The 20,294-nt window shown below is 40.9% G+C and carries 19 protein-coding genes and 1 pseudogene; 10 read left to right on the top strand and 10 right to left on the bottom strand.

Annotated elements, in window-relative coordinates:
- Window positions 1–4 precede the first annotated feature (4 nt).
- Both E0H80_RS02820 and E0H80_RS02815 read right to left on the bottom strand, forming a co-directional pair.
- Window positions 5–1,210 carry an acetyl-CoA C-acetyltransferase gene (locus E0H80_RS02820; RefSeq protein ID WP_131362918.1) on the bottom strand — a complete coding sequence of 402 codons (1,206 nt, stop codon included), beginning with the start codon at window positions 1,208–1,210 and terminating at the stop codon, window positions 5–7.
- 164 nt (window positions 1,211–1,374) lie between these two features.
- Window positions 1,375–2,385, bottom strand: coding sequence for an AraC family transcriptional regulator (locus E0H80_RS02815; protein WP_131363009.1), 1,011 nt, complete (start codon window positions 2,383–2,385; stop codon window positions 1,375–1,377).
- Between the two features lie 243 nt (window positions 2,386–2,628).
- Between E0H80_RS02815 and E0H80_RS02810 the strand changes: the two genes are divergently transcribed.
- From E0H80_RS02810 to E0H80_RS02800, 3 genes are all read left to right on the top strand, one after another.
- Window positions 2,629–3,747 carry a CaiB/BaiF CoA transferase family protein gene (locus E0H80_RS02810; RefSeq protein ID WP_131363011.1) on the top strand — a complete coding sequence of 373 codons (1,119 nt, stop codon included), beginning with the start codon at window positions 2,629–2,631 and terminating at the stop codon, window positions 3,745–3,747.
- Between the two features lie 361 nt (window positions 3,748–4,108).
- The gene (locus E0H80_RS02805) at window positions 4,109–5,752 is read left to right on the top strand and encodes a nitrite/sulfite reductase (RefSeq protein WP_131362916.1); all 1,644 of its coding nucleotides are present in this window, start codon (window positions 4,109–4,111) and stop codon (window positions 5,750–5,752) included.
- Complete coding sequence (locus E0H80_RS02800) at window positions 5,745–6,230, top strand: DUF934 domain-containing protein (RefSeq protein WP_131362914.1); 486 nt, start codon at window positions 5,745–5,747, stop codon at window positions 6,228–6,230. The genes E0H80_RS02805 and E0H80_RS02800 overlap by 8 nt, the downstream gene beginning before the upstream one ends.
- Before the next feature lie 82 nt (window positions 6,231–6,312).
- Here the strand turns inward: E0H80_RS02800 and E0H80_RS02795 are convergent, their stop codons facing one another.
- From E0H80_RS02795 to E0H80_RS02785, 3 genes are all read right to left on the bottom strand, one after another.
- Window positions 6,313–6,762 carry a VOC family protein gene (locus E0H80_RS02795; RefSeq protein ID WP_131362912.1) on the bottom strand — a complete coding sequence of 150 codons (450 nt, stop codon included), beginning with the start codon at window positions 6,760–6,762 and terminating at the stop codon, window positions 6,313–6,315.
- A 228-nt stretch (window positions 6,763–6,990) separates the two neighbouring features.
- Window positions 6,991–8,166 carry a thiolase family protein gene (locus E0H80_RS02790; protein WP_131362910.1) on the bottom strand — a complete coding sequence of 392 codons (1,176 nt, stop codon included), beginning with the start codon at window positions 8,164–8,166 and terminating at the stop codon, window positions 6,991–6,993.
- Window positions 8,167–8,281: 115 nt separating this feature from the next.
- The gene (locus E0H80_RS02785; protein WP_131362908.1) at window positions 8,282–8,803 is read right to left on the bottom strand and encodes a GspH/FimT family pseudopilin; all 522 of its coding nucleotides are present in this window, start codon (window positions 8,801–8,803) and stop codon (window positions 8,282–8,284) included.
- Window positions 8,804–9,173: 370 nt separating this feature from the next.
- Between E0H80_RS02785 and omp38 the strand changes: the two genes are divergently transcribed.
- The gene (gene omp38 / locus E0H80_RS02780) at window positions 9,174–10,214 is read left to right on the top strand and encodes an outer membrane protein Omp38 (protein ID WP_131362906.1); all 1,041 of its coding nucleotides are present in this window, start codon (window positions 9,174–9,176) and stop codon (window positions 10,212–10,214) included.
- Between the two features lie 141 nt (window positions 10,215–10,355).
- Entirely contained in the window at window positions 10,356–11,192 is an 837-nt protein-coding gene (locus E0H80_RS02775) for an alpha/beta fold hydrolase (RefSeq protein ID WP_131362904.1), read from the top strand.
- Window positions 11,193–11,238: 46 nt separating this feature from the next.
- Here the strand turns inward: E0H80_RS02775 and E0H80_RS02770 are convergent, their stop codons facing one another.
- From E0H80_RS02770 to E0H80_RS02760, 3 genes are all read right to left on the bottom strand, one after another.
- The gene (locus E0H80_RS02770) at window positions 11,239–12,705 is read right to left on the bottom strand and encodes an amino acid permease (protein WP_131362902.1); all 1,467 of its coding nucleotides are present in this window, start codon (window positions 12,703–12,705) and stop codon (window positions 11,239–11,241) included.
- Window positions 12,705–13,739: a class I SAM-dependent methyltransferase gene (locus E0H80_RS02765; protein ID WP_131362900.1), complete on the bottom strand. Its 1,035-nt coding sequence runs from the start codon at window positions 13,737–13,739 to the stop codon at window positions 12,705–12,707. The genes E0H80_RS02770 and E0H80_RS02765 overlap by 1 nt, the downstream gene beginning before the upstream one ends.
- Window positions 13,740–13,804: 65 nt before the next feature.
- A complete protein-coding gene (locus tag E0H80_RS02760; RefSeq protein ID WP_131362898.1) occupies window positions 13,805–15,175 on the bottom strand; it encodes a uracil-xanthine permease family protein in 1,371 nt (456 codons plus the stop codon).
- 173 nt (window positions 15,176–15,348) lie between these two features.
- Between E0H80_RS02760 and typA the strand changes: the two genes are divergently transcribed.
- The 3 genes from typA to E0H80_RS02745 all read left to right on the top strand — a co-directional run bounded on the left by typA (window position 15,349) and on the right by E0H80_RS02745 (window position 18,240).
- Window positions 15,349–17,184 carry a translational GTPase TypA gene (gene typA, locus E0H80_RS02755; RefSeq protein WP_131362896.1) on the top strand — a complete coding sequence of 612 codons (1,836 nt, stop codon included), beginning with the start codon at window positions 15,349–15,351 and terminating at the stop codon, window positions 17,182–17,184.
- A 226-nt stretch (window positions 17,185–17,410) separates the two neighbouring features.
- The gene (gene mscL, locus E0H80_RS02750; protein ID WP_131362894.1) at window positions 17,411–17,848 is read left to right on the top strand and encodes a large conductance mechanosensitive channel protein MscL; all 438 of its coding nucleotides are present in this window, start codon (window positions 17,411–17,413) and stop codon (window positions 17,846–17,848) included.
- 131 nt (window positions 17,849–17,979) lie between these two features.
- Window positions 17,980–18,240 (top strand): hypothetical protein, encoded by a 261-nt coding sequence (locus tag E0H80_RS02745; RefSeq protein WP_131362892.1) that lies wholly within the window; start codon window positions 17,980–17,982, stop codon window positions 18,238–18,240.
- A 159-nt stretch (window positions 18,241–18,399) separates the two neighbouring features.
- On the opposite strand, the gene E0H80_RS02740 is transcribed toward E0H80_RS02745, so the two are convergent.
- Window positions 18,400–18,681: a peptidylprolyl isomerase gene (locus E0H80_RS02740; protein WP_131362890.1), complete on the bottom strand. Its 282-nt coding sequence runs from the start codon at window positions 18,679–18,681 to the stop codon at window positions 18,400–18,402.
- A complete protein-coding gene (gene mutM, locus E0H80_RS02735; protein WP_131362887.1) occupies window positions 18,678–19,532 on the bottom strand; it encodes a bifunctional DNA-formamidopyrimidine glycosylase/DNA-(apurinic or apyrimidinic site) lyase in 855 nt (284 codons plus the stop codon). The genes E0H80_RS02740 and mutM overlap by 4 nt, the downstream gene beginning before the upstream one ends.
- Window positions 19,533–19,924: 392 nt before the next feature.
- On the opposite strand from mutM, the gene E0H80_RS16965 reads away from it, so the two are divergent.
- Window positions 19,925–20,059 (top strand): hypothetical protein, encoded by a 135-nt coding sequence (locus E0H80_RS16965; RefSeq protein WP_265937216.1) that lies wholly within the window; start codon window positions 19,925–19,927, stop codon window positions 20,057–20,059.
- Window positions 20,052–20,294: pseudogene (locus E0H80_RS02730) on the top strand (carbohydrate porin); the annotation flags it as partial. The gene E0H80_RS16965 and the pseudogene E0H80_RS02730, both read left to right, overlap by 8 nt.

Here is a 20,294-nt window from a genome sequence, read left to right as displayed (position 1 = left end):
CTCCTTATACCAATTCAATAATGGTTGCGATGCCCATACCGCCACCGACACATAAAGTGGCCAAACCGCGTTTTTTACCTTGACGTTCCAGTTCATCCAGCAGCGTACCCAAAATCATTGCTCCGGTTGCACCGAGTGGATGACCCATGGCAATTGCCCCGCCGTTAACGTTGACTTTAGCCGGATCTACTTTAAGTTCAGTAATAAAGCGCATCACCACCGCTGCAAAGGCTTCATTGACTTCAAACAGGTCAATGTCATCTATTGTTAAGCCTGCTTTTTCCAATGCCTTACGTGCTGCAGGGGCAGGACCGGTTAGCATGATGGTTGGATCAGACCCGACCAGTGCAGTAGCCAAAACTTTGGCACGCGGTTTTAACCCTTGTTCTTTCACCGCTTTTTCTGAAGCAATTAAAACAAGCGCTGCACCATCGACAATGCCAGATGAATTTCCTGCATGGTGTACATGATTGATCTGTCCGACTTCCGGATATTTTTGCAGGGCGATCGCATCGAAGCCCATTTGTCCCATCATGGCAAAACTTGGATTGAGTTTGGTCAAACTTTCTGCAGTCGTGGTCGGTTTAATAAATTCATCTTGGGCTAAAATGGTTACCCCAGCTTTGTCTTTAACCGGCACAATCGATTGATTAAAATAGCCGGCGGCTTGAGCAGCGGTAGCCTTGCGTTGTGATTCAGCTGCGAATGTGTCGACATCTAAACGAGTATAACCGTCAATGGTAGCAATCAGGTCAGCGCCAATGCCTTGCGGAACAAAGTCGCAGCCCATATTGGTTTCAGGATCGAGTGCCCAAGGGCCACCATCTGAACCCATCGGTACACGTGACATCGACTCCATACCACCCGCCACGACAATATCCTCCCAACCGGAACGGACTTTCATGGCTGCCATATTTACCGCTTCTAGTCCTGATGCACAGAAACGGTTGATTTGGACACCTGCGACATCATTGTCCCAACCTGCAGCAATAGCAGCGGTCTTGGCAATGTCAGCGCCTTGGTCACCAATTGGGGTGACGCAGCCCAGCACAATGTCATCCACTTTAGAGGTATCGAGCTGGTGACGGTCTTTCAGTTCATTGAGTAAGGTGGTGAGTAATGTGATCGGTTTCACCTGATACAGCGAACCGTCTTTTTTTCCTTTTCCGCGTGGTGTGCGAATGGCATCAATGATGTAGGCCTCGCTCATAGCTATTCCTTTGTTATGACTTTTAAATTGTTATACTTTTTGAGTTTAATGATTAATTTTTGAAGTGCAATGACGAGAACGGATCAGATCAAATGAGTTTTTTTGCCAATAAAAAAAGCCCAGACATCGAGTCTGGGCGGAGAAACTGCTATGCAGTTAAATGATTAATGATAGCCGTGTAATTGGCGATACAGTCCTGGGGTGACTCCGGTCCATTTCTTGAATGCACGGTGGAAAGTGCTGGTTTCACTGAAACCGACTTGTTGTGCTACATCTTCCAAGGTTAGGCCCGGGTTGAGTAAAAGGTGAATGGCCGCATCACGGCGTAATGCATCTTTAACTCCTTGATAGCTTTTGCCTTCAGCAGCCAAGCGACGACGTAAAGTCTGTGGAGACAAGTACAACATAGATGCCACATCATTCAAGGTTGGCATTTCTTCACCAATCTGGCTCTTGAGGACTTCACGAATACGCGAAGTTAAAGAGTTGGTGTTCTTGAATTTGACCAGCAATTGAGCCGGTGCAGCTTTTAAGAATTCTTCCAGATTTTCTTCAGTTTGACGAAGCGGTAAATCCAGATAATCTGCTGCAAACGTAATTTCGGTGCGTGGAGCATCAAACTGCATCACCGGTGCAAAAAACAATGCATCATATTCATCGGCCTGAGTAGGGCGTGGATAGCCAAAATGCACGCGTTCCAATGGAATACGGCGTTCAATTAACCAGGATGCCAGACCATGCCAAATCATCAGCATACTTTCAGTAATGAAATGGTCGGGATCCATGCTGTGGGGAACATGAGGGACTAGACGTGCTTCGTGTTTATCACGTTCTATAGTCACTGACCATTCATCACCAAACAGTTTATAGAATTGTGCAGAAAGATCTAAAGCGTCTCCTAGCGTTTTCGCGTGAATAATCAACTGACACATAATGGCAAAAGTTCCCAAGCGACGTGGCTGTAAGTCAAAACCCATATGTTCGTCTTGAGTTACCATCCACAACATTTTAATAAATCGGGTGTATTGCTCAGGAGAAATACGTGCTTTAGGTTGACGTAATAAGTCGGGTTCAATGCCTACATGTGACAATAAAGTTTCGACGTCCATACCTAGACGTTTTACGCCTGTTAAAGCCGCATTCACGAAGTGGATACTAATCGTATCGCGACTTATATTGAAGTCTTCAGTTTCTTTATCTTTTATATTCACTGGTAGTTGACCTAATTTTATATTCACTTGTGGTTGACCTAAATGACACTAAAAAATGTTGGGGTGGCAATTTACAATATATATTTTACCTTATCTACATATTAAATTGCCGAAATAATCAAGGTAAATGGCTGAACATGACATTGTTTTGTTGCATTTATATTTCTAATATGGGGAAAAAATCAACATAAAATGAGTAAAAAGAACATGGAAGCTGCTTTAAAAGGACTAAAAGTTCTCGATTTTTCTACGCTTTTGCCGGGACCATTCGCTACCTTATATTTAGCTGACATGGGTGCAGAAGTCATCCATGTGGAATCGCCGACACGTCCGGATTTAATCCGTTTGTTGCCACCTTATGCCAATGGACAAGCGACTGCACATAGTTATTTGAATCGAAATAAACAATCTATAGCGCTGGACTTGAAAGATCCTGAAAATATTGCTTCCATTAAACAGAAAATTTCTGAATTTGACATTGTGGTTGAACAGTTTAGACCTGGAGTCATGCAACGGCTGGGCTTGGATTACCAAAGTCTTGCCAAGATTAATCCGCGACTGATTTATTGTTCCATTACCGGTTATGGGCAAACCGGACTCTATAAAGATAAAGCCGGTCATGACATCAATTATCTCGCCCTTTCCGGAATTGCAGGACATAGCGGTCGACAAGACAGTGGCCCACCGCCCATGGGTATTCAAATTGCAGATGTTGCAGGAGGCTCTTTACACGCAGTGATTGGAATTCTGTCTGCGGTAATTGAACGGCAACGTAGCGGACAGGGTCAATATATTGATATTTCCATGACCGATTGTGTGGTGGCCTTAAATAATATGGCAGCGTCAGCATCCCTTGCCGGAAAAACTAGCCAATATGCTGAACAAGGGCATTTAAATGGTGGAACTTTTTATGATTATTATCAGACCCAAGATGGCCGTTACTTGTCTGTGGGGAGTTTAGAACCGCAATTTATGTCCGGCTTGGCCAGCATTTTAGAACTTCCAATCCTTCTAGAAAAAGGTGCTTCTTTTGATGAGTCAGATCGACAAATGGTTAAGCAAGCCATTCAAGACAAAATAAAATCTAAAGCTTTTGTTGAGTGGCAGGAAATTTTTGCAGCGCAAGACGTTTGTGTTGAACCTGTAATGCATTTGCATGAGGCGCTTGATTCGGAGCTTGCCAAGCAACGACAATGGACAGTCGAGATCCCTTTGGATACAAACTCAGAACAGACTGAGCAGCAGTTAAGTTGTCCCATCAAGTTTTCCCGATCAGAAAATGTCTATAACTTCGCTGGACAGCGGCTCGGGGAGGGAAAATGGTAATTACTTTACCTGATCAAAAGAAATAAGCTTTAAAAAATAAAAAAGCCTGATTCTTCAGGCTTTTTTATTGGATTAATTTAATCATTTTTAAAAAAAACTAAATTTCTCATATAAAAAATAGGAGTATTTACAGGGGAAGTTTGCAAATTTATTTTTCTATATGAGAAATAGTGATAAACAAGTGAAAACAACATCAAATTCGATTAAAAGTAACAGGATTCGGCTGTAAGTGGCTATATCAGTGAAATCGAGACATGCTTATCAATAAAACCGCTATTAAATATGTAAAAAACGCATTTTGTTGATAGGTTAAATCTCGTTATGCTGTCAACCGTTATAATGAACCTACTAGCTGTACGCCATGTATTTATATACTGATTTCGATCAGAAACTGATCAATGAACGTGTTGCACAGTTCCGTGACCAAACGGAACGTTATTTAGCGGGTAAATTGACGGAAGATGAATACCGTCCGCTACGTCTCCAAAATGGTTTATACGTGCAGCGTTATGCGCCAATGTTACGTATTGCTGTGCCTTATGGTCTGATGAATTCGAACCAGCTCCGTAAAATTGCGGATTTGGCTAAAGACTATGACCGTGGTTATGCACATGTATCAACACGTCAAAACATTCAGTTTAACTGGCCTGCACTAGAAAATGTCCCTGATATGTTGGCAGAACTGGCAACAGTTCAAATGCACGCCATTCAAACATCGGGTAACTGTATTCGTAATACCACAACTGACCAGTATGCAGGGGTGGTTGCCGGTGAAATTGCTGATCCGCGTCCAACCTGTGAATTGATTCGTCAATGGTCAACCTTCCACCCGGAATTTGCTTTCTTGCCGCGTAAATTTAAAATTGCGGTGTCTGCGCTGGCTGAAACAGACCGTGCAGCGGTTTCATTCCATGATATCGGTGTGTATATCGTGAAAAATGAAGCAGGCGAGATCGGCTATAAAATTAAAGTCGGTGGCGGTCTAGGTCGTACCCCGGTCATTGGTAGCTTTATTCGTGACTTCTTGCCGCGTGAAGATTTAATTGCTTATCTTGAAGCAGTCCTTCGCGTATACAACTTGCACGGTCGCCGTGACAATAAATATAAAGCACGTATTAAAATTTTAGTAAAAGCGTTAACGCCTGCTGTATTTGCTGAAAAAGTCGAAGCCGAATTTGCCCATACTATTCAGACTTTGAAAATTCAGCCTGAAATCCTGAAAAAGCTGGATGAAGAATTCACTCCATTTGATTATCAAGCTTATGCAGATGAAGATTTCACTGAACAGTTTGCTGCGCATCCAAAATTCAAACAATGGTTCAACATCAATACCAATCCACATAAAGTGAAAGGCTATCGTATTGTAACGATTTCACTGAAACGTGCCGGTATTGCACCGGGTGATATGAGCGTTGAAGAAATGAATTTGATTGCAGATCTTGCAGACAAATATACTTTCGGTGAACTTCGTACCACACATGAACAAAATATTTCATTGGTTGATGTACCGCAAAAAGATTTGTTTGAATTGTGGCAAATCCTTGAACAAAACAATTTGGCACGTGCGCATATTGGTTTTATTACCGATATTATCTGCTGCCCGGGCGGTGATTTCTGTTCATTGGCAAATGCGAAATCGATTCCGATTTCTGAAGCGATCTCTCGCCGTTTCGATGACTTGGATACCGTATATAACCTCGGTCACCTTGACTTGAATATTTCCGGTTGTATGAATGCCTGTGGTCATCACCATGTCGGTAATATCGGTATTTTAGGTGTTGATAAAAAAGGCGCTGAATTCTACCAAATTACTTTAGGTGGCAATGCCGATCATGATGCTTCAATTGGTGACATCTTAGGACCGTCATTTGCAGCGGATCGTGTACCGGATGTAGTAGAAGAAATCTTGAATACTTATCTCGATTTGCGTGCTGATGGTGAAGAGTTTATCGACACTTACCGTCGTGTTGGCATTCAACCCTTTAAGGAGCGTGCATATGCTTAATACTGCGCTACAAGTGCTCTCTAAAGATGGCACGATTGCAGACAACACTTATCAATTGATGGGTGAAGATGGGATTTTGCCGCAAGGTGATGTGGTTCTGACGGTAGAGCAGCTTGATCAATTGGCAAATGTACAAGGTAAAAAAGCTTTGTATATTACGGTTGATGCTTCTCCTGAAGTCAATGAATTCCCGCTTGACCAGTTAGATGCAATCTTTATCGAGTTTGCAGGCTTTAATGATGGCCGTGGCTATTCATTTGCAGCATTGTTGCGCCGTCAAGGTTATCAAGGTGAACTTCGCGCGACTGGCGATATCTTTAAAGATGTGCTGAACTATTTAAAACGTTCAGGCTTCGATACTTTCGTGGTTAAAGAAGGTAAGGATATTTTGGAAGCTGCTGAGGGCTTAAATGATTTTAAAAATCCATACCAAGCATCGACTGCAGTTGCACAAGCACGTTATCAAACAGGTGCTTAATCTGAATTAAGTTGCTGTAAAAATTAAAAAAAGCCGGCGTAATTCCGGCTTTTTTATGCGTAGTATTTAGAGCAATTTGATATCACATGGCTTCGAGTTGACAGTTAATCATCCATTTAATTCCAAACTGATCAGTGAAAGCACCGTACAGTGCACCCCAAAAAGTCTGGTCCAAGGGCATTTCAACGTGTCCATTAACAGATAAAGCCTCAAACAAGCGTTGCGCTTCAGCTTGTTCACCGGCATTCAGATTAATCGAAATATAGTGATTATTACCTTTGGTAAAAACGGTGTTGTTTTGCGCACAGAATTGATCATTGGTATCGGATGCCATCAGTTCTGTAAACGCATTGATGGGTAGTGAAACATGCAAAATAAGATTTTTATCTGCTTCAGAGAGCGTAACACCTTCTTCAGCAGGTAGCTCACCATAACGGGTAAGATTGGAAAATTCGCCACCAAAAACTGATTTATAAAAGTTAAAGGCAGCTTCAGTTTCACCTTGAAAATTGAGGTAATGATTGAGTTGCATGGAAAAGCCTGTTTGTTGTTTTATTCAGATTTAATTTAGCAGGCTTAAGTTTAAATTTTGATAATAAAAATATGAAAAAGTGTAAGTATAAAAAATCTCTCCAAGTGGAGAGATTTTTTATACTTTCTCCCTATGGGAGAGAGTTAGAGAGAAGGGATGCAAAGGTCTCTAATAAATCTTTTCTTATTTAGTACTACTCACCTTTAACAAAGCGAGACTTCAAAGTAATTACAGTAGTTCAATTGCCACGGCAGTCGCTTCACCGCCACCGATACACAGTGCCGCAATACCGCGTTTGCCACCTGTACGTTTCAGCGCATGAATCAAAGTCAGGATAATACGTGAACCGGTTGAACCGACTGGATGACCAAGAGCACAAGCACCACCATTAATATTAACTTTAGCGGGATCAAGCTTGAAATCATCTATAGGACACATGGTCACCATGGCAAATGCTTCATTGATTTCCCAAAGGTCAACTTTTTGCGCATCCCAACCAGTTTTTTTGAGAACTTTTTCAATCGCCCCAACCGGTGCAATAGTAAATTCAGAAGGGTGCTGTGAATTCGATGCATAAGCGACAATTTTCGCCAAAGGTTTTAAGTCTTTCTTTGTAGCATTTTCAGCAGAAGTTAAAACCAGTGCCGAAGCACCATCGGAAATTGAGCTAGCATTGGCGGCCGTAATTGTGCCGTCTTTAGCGAAGGCAGGGCGGAGTGTTGGGATTTTTGCAATGTTGGCATTAAATGGTTGTTCATCTTTATCTACAACCACCTCACCTTTACGTGTTGAAATGGTCACAGGAACAATTTCATCAGCGAAGTAGCCTTCATTCACTGCAGTTTGAGCACGTTCCAGTGAGCGAATTGCAAAGTTATCCATTTGCTCGCGCGTATAACCCCGGCTATTTGCCATATCTTGGGCAAATGAACCCATCAGGCGACCTGTTTCAGCATCTTCCAGACCATCAAGGAACATGTGATCTTTTACATCACCATGCCCCATACGGTAACCTGCACGTGCTTTGGTCAATACATAAGGTGCATTGCTCATTGATTCCATTCCGCCAGCCACCACAATTTCAGCAGAACCTGCTTTGATCATATCGGCAGCCTGCATCACCGCTTTCATACCTGAACCACAAAGTTTATTGATGGTGACTGCACCCGTTGAATCAGGCAGACCGGCTTGACGCATTGCTTGACGCGCAGGGCCTTGCTTTAAACCGGCAGGGAGTACACATCCCATAATGACTTCTTCGACATCTGTTGGTTGTAATCCTGCACGCGCAATTGCTTCTTTGATTGAAGCTGCACCAAGCTCAGGTGCGGTTACATCCGCTAAGCTACCCTGAAAACCGCCCATAGCTGTACGTGCGCCATTTACAATTACGATGTCTGTCATTTTTTTTCTCTCCGAGATTTGCTTTTTAGGGGATTGTTTTACAAACATAAGCAGTATATGGAAAAATGAACAGGAATAAAGTCTGTTTGTTCTACACCTTTAGACTGATAAGTTTTTAGCAAGTAAGGGGATTCTCAATACGTGTATGTCCCATCCTACTCAATAAAATTTTATAGTGGGTTTGTTGATAATTAGAACAATAATAAAAACTGCCATTTGATCCATTGGGAAGCCCATTTTCAGCTTGAAAAGTGACACTTGGCGTCCTTAACGTACCTCTCCAATCTAAATTTCCATATTTCAGCTCAGCTGATTCTATAGAGATAATCTTTTCATCCGCATCAACTTGTCTATTTTTATTGCTGTCTAAAAAAACAATGAAACCTGAATTCCAATGACTTGCTTGGCAACTCACTTTATTTTGGCTAGGACAGAGCACGACATTGGTATGATGTATGGCAGCATGAGATTTTGCTAATTGAATACTTGAAATTAATTTGTTGCTAATGTTTTTGATTTCTTGTCTTGCCATGATGTCGTGAAAATAAGGCAAAGCGATGGAAACAATCATCGCTACGATAGCGAGCGTGATAATAAGCTCAATGAGGGTAAAACCATTTTTTTGTTTGGAAATCATTAAATTAACCTTGTAATGTCTTTTTTTAGTTATTTGTATTATTAATATTTTGTTTTTTAATGGTTTTTTAAAGCTAATATTTATTACTCAACTTTTAAGAAAGCTGTTAAAATAATTTAGCAAGTGACAATAAGCTATTCATAAGAATAAATTGAGTAAAAAATTACCGAATTACAACGGAAATTGTAAGTAATTTTGTCAATAATTTACTTGATTAAAATTATCAAGCACTTGGAAAAAAAATAAAGTGTTTGTATGATTCAAAGTGAATGGCTTAAAAATAAAACTGGGGTATTGGAAAGCCTATCTCAGGTAGCCCAAATTTAGGCTTGAGCTTGAACAACAATTGTTATCTCTGGAGGATAATTCCATGAAAATGAGTCGTATTGCATTAGCAATGCTCGTTGCTGCACCTTTGGCTGCAGCTAACGCTGGCGTAACTATTACACCATTAATGCTTGGTTACACATTCCAAGACACTCAACACAACAATAATGGTAGTGATGGCGAATTAACTAATGGTCCTGAGTTACAGGACGATTTATTCGTTGGCGCTGCACTAGGTGTTGAATTAACTCCTTGGTTGGGTTTTGAAGCTGAATATAACCAAGTTAAAGGTGATGTAGAAGGCCTTGGTGTACCTGCAGGTTCAGAGTACAAACAAACTCAAATCAATGGTAACTTCTATGCTACTTCTGATTTGATCACTAAAAACTATGACAGCAAAATCAAACCTTATGTTTTATTAGGTGCTGGTCACTATAAATATGACATCGACGGTTTTGCTGAAGACAAAGAAGGTACTTTGGGTAACGCAGGTCTAGGTGCTTTTTGGCGCTTAAACGATGTTTTATCTCTTCGTACTGAAGCTCGTGGTACTTATAACTTTGACGATAAATTCTGGAACTACACAGCTTTGGCTGGTCTTAACGTAGTTCTTGGCGGTCACTTGAAACCAGCTGCTGCTGTTGTTGAAGTTATGCCTGTTGAACCTGTAGCTCCAGTTCAACCAGCTCCACAAGAGTTGACCGAAGACCTTAACATGGAACTTCGTGTGTTCTTTGATACGAACAAATCAAACATCAAAGATCAGTACAAACCAGAAATCGCTAAGGTTGCTGAGAAGTTAGTTGAATATCCAAACGCTACTGCTCGCATCGAAGGCCATACAGATAACACTGGTCCACGTGCATTGAACGAACGTTTATCTCTAGCTCGTGCTAACTCTGTTAAATCTTCACTTGTAAATGAATACAATGTAGATCCAGCTCGTTTGTCTACTCAAGGTTTTGCTTGGGATCAACCGATTGCTGACAACAACACTAAAGAAGGCCGTGCTATGAACCGTCGTGTATTCGCGACTATTTCTGGTAGCCGTACAGTTGTTGCAGAACCTACTCAAGCTCAATAATTTATTATTGATCTAATATAAAAAAGCAGCCTTAGGGCTGCTTTTTTATATCTGCAACATATGCATAACTTGTTTAATACATTGTTTTATTTTTATCTTGTTCTAATACATACCCCTATACAATAAAAAGAGGGTATAAAAATGACCCAGATATTAACGACTGAAGATGGCACCTCAATTTATTATAAAGATTGGGGTAGCGGTACTCTGGTTGTCTTTTCACATGGATGGCCTTTATCGAGTGATGCTTTTGAAGATCAAATGTTGTTTTTAGCTGAGCATGGCTATCGAGTCATTGCATTTGATCGGCGTGGACATGGGCGGTCAAGTCAACCTTGGGCTGGGCATACTATTGATCAATATGCAAAAGATTTACATCAACTGATTGAACATTTGAATTTAGATTATTTTGCTTTAGTCGGACATTCTATCGGTGGGGCAGTCGTCACCCGTTATACGGCAAAATATGGACAGCAGAAGGTCACTAAGCTTGCGTTGATTGCTGCTGTGGCTCCATTAATGATTAAGCGTGATGATCATCCTGAAGGTGTTGATCCAGAAGTATTTGATGAAATGCGTGCAAATTTATTGGATAACAGAGCGGATTTTTATCTGGATTTTGCTAAGAAGTTTTATGGTTATGACAAATTACTCAATAAAAAATCTGAAGGTGTAGTGCAAAATTTTTGGCGTATCGCGATGCAGGGTTCAATCAAAGCACATTACGATTGTATAGAGGCTTTTTCGGAAACAGATTTACGTGAAGATTTAAAACAAATTGCTGTGCCGACTTTGGTGCTGTATGGAACGGCAGATGAAATTGTACCTCCAGAAATTTGTAGTCAACAGGCAGTAAAGCTTTTAAAGCAGGGCGTAGAAGAGCAAATTAAAGGAGCATCACATGGTTTGTGTACGACCCATAAGAATGAAGTTAGTTTTGCTTTAAAACAATTTTTGGCAGATAACTCAGTATTATAAAAATAAAAAAACAGCCCGAAGGCTGTTTTTTTATTGAAGTAGAAACTTATTCACGGTCTACGTTTACAGGCTGAACATCCATTTCTTTATATGGAATCAGTTTGGTTTTATATTTCCATTTATAACCAAGCCAGATCACAAGAAATAATGGAATACTGATATAGGTTGAAAGCAAACCTAACCAATCAATTTTTCCACCGGTCAATGCTTCATAGTTCTGACCTAGAATAATGATCGAGCATAGAATAAAGGCAAACCATGGGGCAAAAGGGAAGAACTTGGCTGTATACGCTAAATCTTCAAGTTTATAGCCTTGTGCTAAATAGCCTTTACGGAAACGGTAATGTGAAATGGCAATGCCTAACCAGACAATAAAACCACACATGCCTGACATGTTGAGCAGCCAGTTAAACACTTGTTGTTGGCCAATAAATGTCGTTAAAAAGCAGAGTGCAGCAATTGCAGTGGTGGCATAAAGCGCATTCATTGGTACGCCACGCGGGTCGAGTTTAGCAAACCATTTCGGTGCGCGGCCCTGACGTGCCATATCAAATAGCATACGCGTAGATGAATACATACCTGAATTACCTGCAGACAATATTGCAGTCAGGATCACCGCATTCATTAAACCTGCAGCAAAAGCAAAACCTGCTTTTTCATACAAGAGGGTAAAAGGTGACAGGGTAATGTTGTCGCTTGCCGCGGCTTGTAAAAGACGCTGATCATCGTAGGCAACTAATGTACCTATAATGAAAATACATACCACATAGAATAATAAAATACGCCAGAAAATTTGCTTGATGGCAACAGGAATGGTCTTTTTAGGGTCTTTAGATTCGCCTGCCGCAACACCGACCATCTCTGTTCCCTGAAACGAGAACCCGGCAATCATCGCAACACCAATCATGGCTTGCAAGCCACCAACAAAAGGCGCATCACCTTTGGTCCAGTTGGAGAAGGTCATCATATTTGGTGTCAGCATGATTTTTGCAATCATGGCAATACCAATAATGATAAAGACAATAATCGCAATCACTTTGACGAGAGAGAATAAAAATTCAGTTTCACCAAAGCCTTTAACAGTCAGGGCGTTAATACCAAAAATAATGGCAAGGAAAATGGCACTCCAGTAGAAACCAGGAATGTCTGGAAACCAGAACTTCATAATAAACTGTACTGCAACCAGTTCAAAAGCCACGGTAATGGCCCAGTTGTACCAATAGTTCCAGCCTAAGGCAAACCCAAAGCCACCTTCCACATATTTAGTCCCATAGGTGAAAAATGCACCTGAGGTGGGGTTGTGGGTCGCAAGCTCACCCAGACTGGTCATCAAGAAATAAATCATGATTCCAATCAAACAGTAAGCAAGTAATGCACCACCAGGACCGGCATTGGCAATAGTTGCACCAGAAGCCAGAAATAAACCGGTACCGATAGAACCACCAATGGCGATCATATTAAGATGGCGAGCACCAAGCTTACGCTGTAGGTGAGGTTGTTCTGTTTCGCTCATCATTTTTCCTTAACATTTTTTTGCATTTTGGCGAACAGTACTTTAAAGCCTTGTTGATCTGCTTTAGTCGTACATTGACCAAAATTCTGTTCAATTAATAATGGATAATTCAGAAAGCGGTTTGCCACAATCCATAATTCGCCGCCCGATTTTAAATGACGTCGTGAAGTTTTACATAAACTTTCACTGGCGTTGTAATCGGTTTGGATGCCCTGATGGAAAGGGGGATTGCTGACGATGGCATGCAAGAAGAGAGGAGCCTCCTCAATACCTGTCACTGCGGTAATTTCAAGTTGTTCTGGTGCAAGATCATTTTTTTCAAAGGTCATGCGGGTAGACGCCAATGCAAAAGCATCTACATCCATCGCAAAAATTCGATTTTTAGGATTCAGTTTGGCTAGATAAGCACTGATCACGCCTGCACCACAACCAAAGTCGGCAATTTTACCTGAAGTCACTTTTGATAAAAAAGGCAATAATACGGCTGTGCCGACATCTAGACGATTTTGACTAAACACACCTGGAAGGGCACAAATGGTTAAATCACCGTTAGGTGTCGCGACCGTATATTGCTGCGCCCAATCTGCTAAAGCTTTTGCAGTCACTGTAGTGTCAATGGTGACTTGCCACATCTGGCAATGGCGTGCGCTGTCAAGTTTTAGTGCTTGACCATAAGGTTGTAATTGCTTGGCTGCACGTTCGACACCGGCTTTCTTTTCGCCGACCAGAAAGATAGAAGCGCCCAGACTTAAGCGACTAACTACATTGTGTAGAATATAGTTGAGTAATTCTTTCGACTTGGGCACAAAAATGATTGCTTGGTCAAAATCGCCTTCAGGAAGGTCGACACCAAAATGTACATTGGCTTGTTGTGACTGAAAGTATTGAAATTCATTATAATCCCATGTCCATAAACACGGAGTGATGTCTTTCTCTAAATTGGAAAGTAAATCATCTGTTGGTGCATTAACCAGCAATACACGTCCTGAAAGATATTCATGCTGTCGAATGACAACTTCACTTCTTGGATCCATTTTTTATCTCGCCATTGAAAAACTCTGCCCAGACAATGCTGGGCAGAGTTGATGCTGAAATGAAATTATTTCTTCGACTCAGGAAGAATAATATTTAATAACAATGCTGCAATGCCGCCTGTCGCAACACCAGAACTGAAGATGTTACGGACTAATTCAGGGAGGTGTTCAAGAATTTGTGGCACTTGTGCAACACCTAAACCGAGGGCAAGCGAGATTGCAATAATCAATAACGCACGGCGGTCAAGTTGCACACCTGAAAGGATGTTAATTCCCGAAGCTGCAACAGCACCAAACATCACCATAACAGCGCCACCTAGAACGGCTTGAGGCACAGCTTGGATGACACTGGAAACCGCAGGAAACAAGCCAAGAATCACCAATAATGCAGCAATCCAGAGGCCGACATAACGGCTTGCAACACCAGTCAGTTGAATAACACCATTATTTTGTGCAAATACAGAACTTGGGAAAGTATTGAAAATACCGGCCAAGAAAGAGTTAGCCCCGTTGACCAGTACACCACCTTTAATACGTTCCATCCATTTCGGACCACCTACCGCTTGGTTTGAAATCTTGGAAGTCGCGGTGATATCGCCAATCGCTTCTAGCGACGTCACTAGGTAAATAAATGCCATGGGAATAAACAAGCTCCAAGAGAAACTTAAACCAAAATGCATCGGGGTCGGAATTTGTACAATCGGTGCATCTTTTAAGGCTGAAAAATCAAGATGTCCCATGAAGCCAGCAAGTGCATAACCAATCATTAAAGCTATTAGAATTGCAGAGCTTTTTACCCAGATAATACGGACACGGTTCAAGATAATAATAACCGCCAGTACGGTACATGACATGATCAGGTTGTCGGCATTGGCAAAGGTTTTATCGCCCATGGCTTGATAACCACCCCCCATACTGATTAGACCTTCTTTAATTAAGGTCAAGCCAATCAGCAGGACAACAATCCCGGTCACCAATGGCGTAATCAGTTTTTTTACCCAAGGCAAGATACGTGAAACACCCATTTCAATAAATGAGCCTGCAATCACCACACCAAAAATAGAGGCCATTACCGCTTCAACAGGGGTGCCGGCAGCGACCATGGCTGAACCGATACCGATAATTGGACCAATAAAGTTAAAGCTGGTGCCTTGAACAATCAGCAAGCCTGCACCAAAAGGACCGACTTTTTTACATTGCAGAAAGGTCGCAATCCCCGAGATCACCAATGACATCGAAAGAATCATATTGGTGTCTTCTTTTGAAACACCAAGGGCTAAACAAATCAGCAAGCCGGGCGTGACAATCGGGACAATAATTGCAAGTAAATGTTGCAGTGCAGCTAAAAAAGCGATGAAGGGTTTAGGACGATCGTTCAATCCATAGACCAAATCTAGGCGATCTTGTTGCTCGGGAGAGTTATTTAAATCAGACATGTAAGACAAGTACAGCAGCAATTTGTCGTTATTCTAATCGAGTTACAGGACATTACAAATGAAAAAAAGCCCGATTTGTCAAAAAAACTTGTAACTGTCAATAAACTGTCACTACTAAAAGTTTGTATTTTTCTGTATAATTTGCCCTCAAATTAAATATGCATCGAATTTACATGTCAGATATTAAAACTCTCCGTAACATCGCCATTATTGCGCACGTCGATCATGGTAAAACCACTCTTGTAGACAAACTTTTACAACAATCAGGTGCTCTTGGTGATCGCGCGGGTGAGATCGAGCGTGTCATGGATTCAGGCGCTATTGAAAGCGAACGTGGTATTACCATTCTTGCAAAAAACACTGCAATTAAATGGACTGATGCACGTACGAACACTGAATACCGCATTAACATCGTGGATACCCCGGGACATGCTGACTTCGGTGGTGAAGTTGAACGCGTAATGTCTATGGTTGACTGTGTATTGCTTCTAGTAGACTCACAAGAAGGTCCAATGCCACAAACTCGTTTCGTAACGCAAAAAGCGTTCGCACGTGGTTTGAAGCCAATCGTAATTATCAACAAGGTTGATAAACCAAGCGCGCGTCCAGACTGGGTAATTGACCAAGTGTTTGACTTGTTTGATAATTTGGGTGCTACTGACGAACAGTTAGACTTCCCAATCGTTTATGCTTCAGGCCTTCGTGGTGTTGCTGGTCCTTCTCCAGAAGAACTTGCTGAAGACATGACCCCGTTGTTCCAAACGATCATAGACATCGTTGAACCACCAGCAGTTGACATTGATGGTCCATTCCAAATGCAGATTTCATCTCTAGACTACAACAGTTTCGTAGGTGTAATCGGGATTGGTCGTATTCAACGCGGTTCAGTGAAATTAAACACTCAAGTGACTGTCATTGATAAAGAAGGTAAGACCCGTAACGGCCGTATCTTAAAAATCATGGGTTACCATGGTCTTGAGCGTATTGACATCGATGAAGCAAATGCAGGCGATATCGTTTGTGTAACAGGTGTCGATGCGCTGAATATTTCTGACACGATTTGTGATCCGAAAGCAGTTGAAGCTTTACCACCATTGTCTGTAGATGAACCTACAGTTTCGATGACATTCCAAGTAAACAACTCTCCGTTTGCTGGTCGTGAAGGTAAATTTGTAACTTCACGTAACATTCGTGAACGTCTAGACCGTGAATTGATTCACAACGTAGCACTTCGTGTTGAAGACACTGAAAGTCCAGACCGTTTTAAAGTCTCTGGTCGTGGTGAACTTCACCTTTCTGTATTGATCGAAAACATGCGTCGTGAAGGCTTCGAGATGGGTGTTTCTCGTCCGCAAGTGATCATGAAAGAAGTTGATGGTCAAATGCAAGAACCGTTTGAAAACGTAACTTTTGATGTTGAAGAACAGCATCAAGGTTTCGTTATGGAACAAATGGGCTTCCGTAAGGGCGAAATGACCAATATGGAAGTAGACGGCAAAGGCCGTATGCGTATTGAAGCAACTGTTCCTTCACGTGGCTTGATTGGTTTCCGTTCGGAATACCTAACCATGACTTCTGGTACAGGGATCATGACTTCAAGCTTCTCGCATTATGGCCCTGCTAAACCAGGTACTGTTGCGCAGCGTCAAAATGGTGTGTTGGTTTCTATGGTTCAAGGCGTATGCTTGGGCTATGCATTGTTCACACTGCAAGACCGTGGTCGTCTATTTGCTCGTCCGCAGTTAGAAGTTTATGAAGGTATGATCGTAGGTATTAACTCACGTTCTGACGACATGGCTGTGAACCCGACTAAAGCGAAACAGTTAACTAACGTACGTGCATCTGGTACAGATGAAGCGTTAACATTAGTTCCTGCAATTGAATACACGCTTGAGCAAGCGCTTGAATTCATTCAAGATGATGAATTAGTTGAAGTAACACCTAAATCAATCCGTATCCGTAAACGTTGGTTGACTGAAGGCGAACGTAAACGTAACCGTGGTAAATAAGATTTAAAATAATTTTGCTCACATAGGGCACTGTTATGAAAAAATGCTATCAATTTATTGGTAGCATTTTTTTTATTTATAATTAGTAATTCATTATATTCAACACAAATAATTCCGAGTAAATTAGAGGGAATTATAAGCTGTGATAAATGCACTACAGTGCAATACAGTTCTCAAAATATTTTACTTAATAAAGAATACTATCAAAGATAAGCTGGAGAAAAGCATGAGTATTGTTCAGGAATTCAAAGAATTTGCCCTTAAAGGTAACATGATGGATTTAGCCATTGGTGTCATTATTGGTGGTGCTTTTGGTAAAATTATTGATTCATTGGTTAAAGACATTATTATGCCTTTAATTACAGTTATTACGGGCGGTGGAGTCGATTTCACGCAAAAATTCTTTGTATTAGGAAAGAATCCCGATAATTTACAATCTTTAGATGCCTTAACTAAGGCCGGTGTAAATGTATTGACTTACGGTAACTTTTTAACGGTTTTGATTAACTTCTTAATCTTGGCTTGGGTCGTGTTCTTGTTGGTTAAATTCATGAATCGCTTGCGTAAACAGGAAGGCCCGGTAGAGGAAACACCAACAACTCCAGCCGATATCGAATTACTACGCGAAATTCGGGATGAATTAAAAAAACGTCCACAGCTGTAAGTTTACTCATAGGAAAAACGGTACTTTGAGTGCCGTTTTTTATGGCTTAAAATAAAATATTTATAATTAAATGAGTAGAAGCCTAAGATTTTTATGAGTTAACTTGATGAAAAAAATCATGTATAAAGTTGATGCAACAGCCAAATCAAGCTATTAAATTAATTATCTTTGACTTGGATCGTACTCTATTCGAGGGGGATGAAGCCCAACAACTTGCACGAAATAAACTTAATCAACCAGCACAGCGGCAATATCAAAAAATCTGCAGGCTGGCTTTGGATCATCGGGTTGATGCTTATTATATGAGTCAAGAAAACAAGTCGCAAAGCCAGAAGGTGCCGCATTTTTTAACATTTTTCAGGACTTTGCTATCCACCTACAAGAATGACTGATGGTGGGAGATGATCTCGAGATTGATATTTTGCCTGCTGCCGCATTAGGCTTTAAGACATTTTTGGGTCAGCAAGCAAAATATTATGCAACGTGCGCGCATTAAGAAACATCCACTCATCGAAATGATCTCTTATTTGACGCAGCTCAAAATGGAACATTTAATCCATCCGAAACTTAATTTCGAGTAAATGCCAGCCAAACTGGCTCTTGATTGGGCCATGCAGTTCACGCTCAGGAAGGGTAAACACAGCTTTATCAATCGGGCCGACCAATTGCCCTTTTTTAATCTCGCCAAGTTCCCCGCCTTTTTTACCCGATGGACAAGTGGAATGCTGTTTGGCAAGTTTGGCAAAATCTGCACCGGCTTTAATTTTCTTCTTCAGCTGTTCAGCCTGTTCTTTGTCTTTGACTAAAATATGACGGACGATGGCAGATTTCATGCTCTATTCCCTTTAAATGGAGTCTTGGTCGCTATTTTAACTTTTTTTAAAGGCTGACACTGCGGACAAAATACACTGGCACGTTGTCCAAGCTTTAAATTTTCTAAAGTGGTTTCACAGTTCACGCACATTTCACCAGCACGACCATAGGCCAACAGGGTTTGCTGAAAATAGCCATTTTCGCCCATGGCATTGGTATAGTCGCGTAGGGTAGAGCCGCCCAAATCAATGGCCTGTTTTAAAATTCGTTTAACTTCGATAACCAATTTTTCAATTTGCAGACGGGTTAAGCTTGATGCAGGTTGAGCAGGATGAATGCCCAAGTTGAACAGGCTTTCAGTGGCATAGATATTTCCTACACCGACCACTATATGATTGTCCATAATCGCCACTTTGGCAGCGACATTTTTCTTTTTAAATTTTTCCGCCAAATAATCCGCATTAAAGGCCTCACTTAAAGGTTCAGGGCCTAAAGTATCAATCAGTTTGCTTTGCGAATCGGGGTCTAACCATAAAATACAGCCGAAACGACGCGGATCGTGATAGCGCAGTTCTATACCTTCAAACTGAATAATTAAATGATCATGCTTGCGCAATTCCGTATTGGCATCGCACAGGCGAAAACTGCCCGACATGCCTAAATGCCATAACATACTGTCTTGCTCAAACTGCGCCAAAATATATTTAGAACGTCGGGTCAGCCTAACTAATTTTTGTCCCTGCAGTTTTTGAATATCGTTCGGGATAGGCCAACGTAAACGTGATTCACGGACTTGAATAGAATTCACTTTTTGATCAATTAAAGGCAATAAACTGGTTTTGGTGGTTTCGACTTCTGGTAATTCAGGCATGTTGGATTCTAGTGTGAGTAGATAAAGCTAATATCGGGTTGCAAAGCAATGAATGCAAGTTTTTATTTTGAATTGCTGCCTGTTAGATTTGCGATTTATCTTATAGAGATCTGTCTTTTAAATTGATTAAACATATACCCATTAGCTTAATTTTAAATTCCATTTTTAATATGGATAACTATTTTTTTAATTTTAGTTTTTCCTTAATTTTTTGAAAAATATTAATAAAATTAATTGTTATTAAACGCATTGTTATTTATTTTATGTATAACTTTTTATTTTTTATATGATAAAAAATTGATGAGATTAAGGTTTATAAATTATGTAATTTTCACACAATACATATAATTTATTTGAATTGTAGCCTCTTGAATGTTGCTGTGATGTTCTTTATGAAAAAATTTAGTCTAGCGCTGTTATCCACTTTGATGATGGTTGCCATGACACACACTCAAGCCGCTGAAGCATTTGAGCTAAATAGTCAGTATGTGTTAGGTGACGGTAAAGGTACTGAACTTGCTGCTTAATTCTCAACCCAATGATATTTTAGGTCTGGCAATAAACCGTGTACATATGAATGACCGTATCCCTAATCCTGCCTTTAATGCCAGTGCAGAATATAATGTTGAACTGAACTACAGCGATTATCGAACCCAATGGTTAATGCTTCGTGCGAATATTCAGTATGTTATTAACCCAGGTGCTACAAATAACGTAGACGATGCCTTGGTACTTGGTTTAAGCTCTAAAATAGTATTTTAA

This window comes from Acinetobacter sp. ANC 4779, assembly GCF_004331055.1.
Taxonomy (GTDB): Bacteria; Pseudomonadota; Gammaproteobacteria; order Pseudomonadales; family Moraxellaceae; genus Acinetobacter.
Note: the sequence above shows the minus strand (reverse complement) of the source record. Positions and strands in the feature narration are given on the sequence as shown.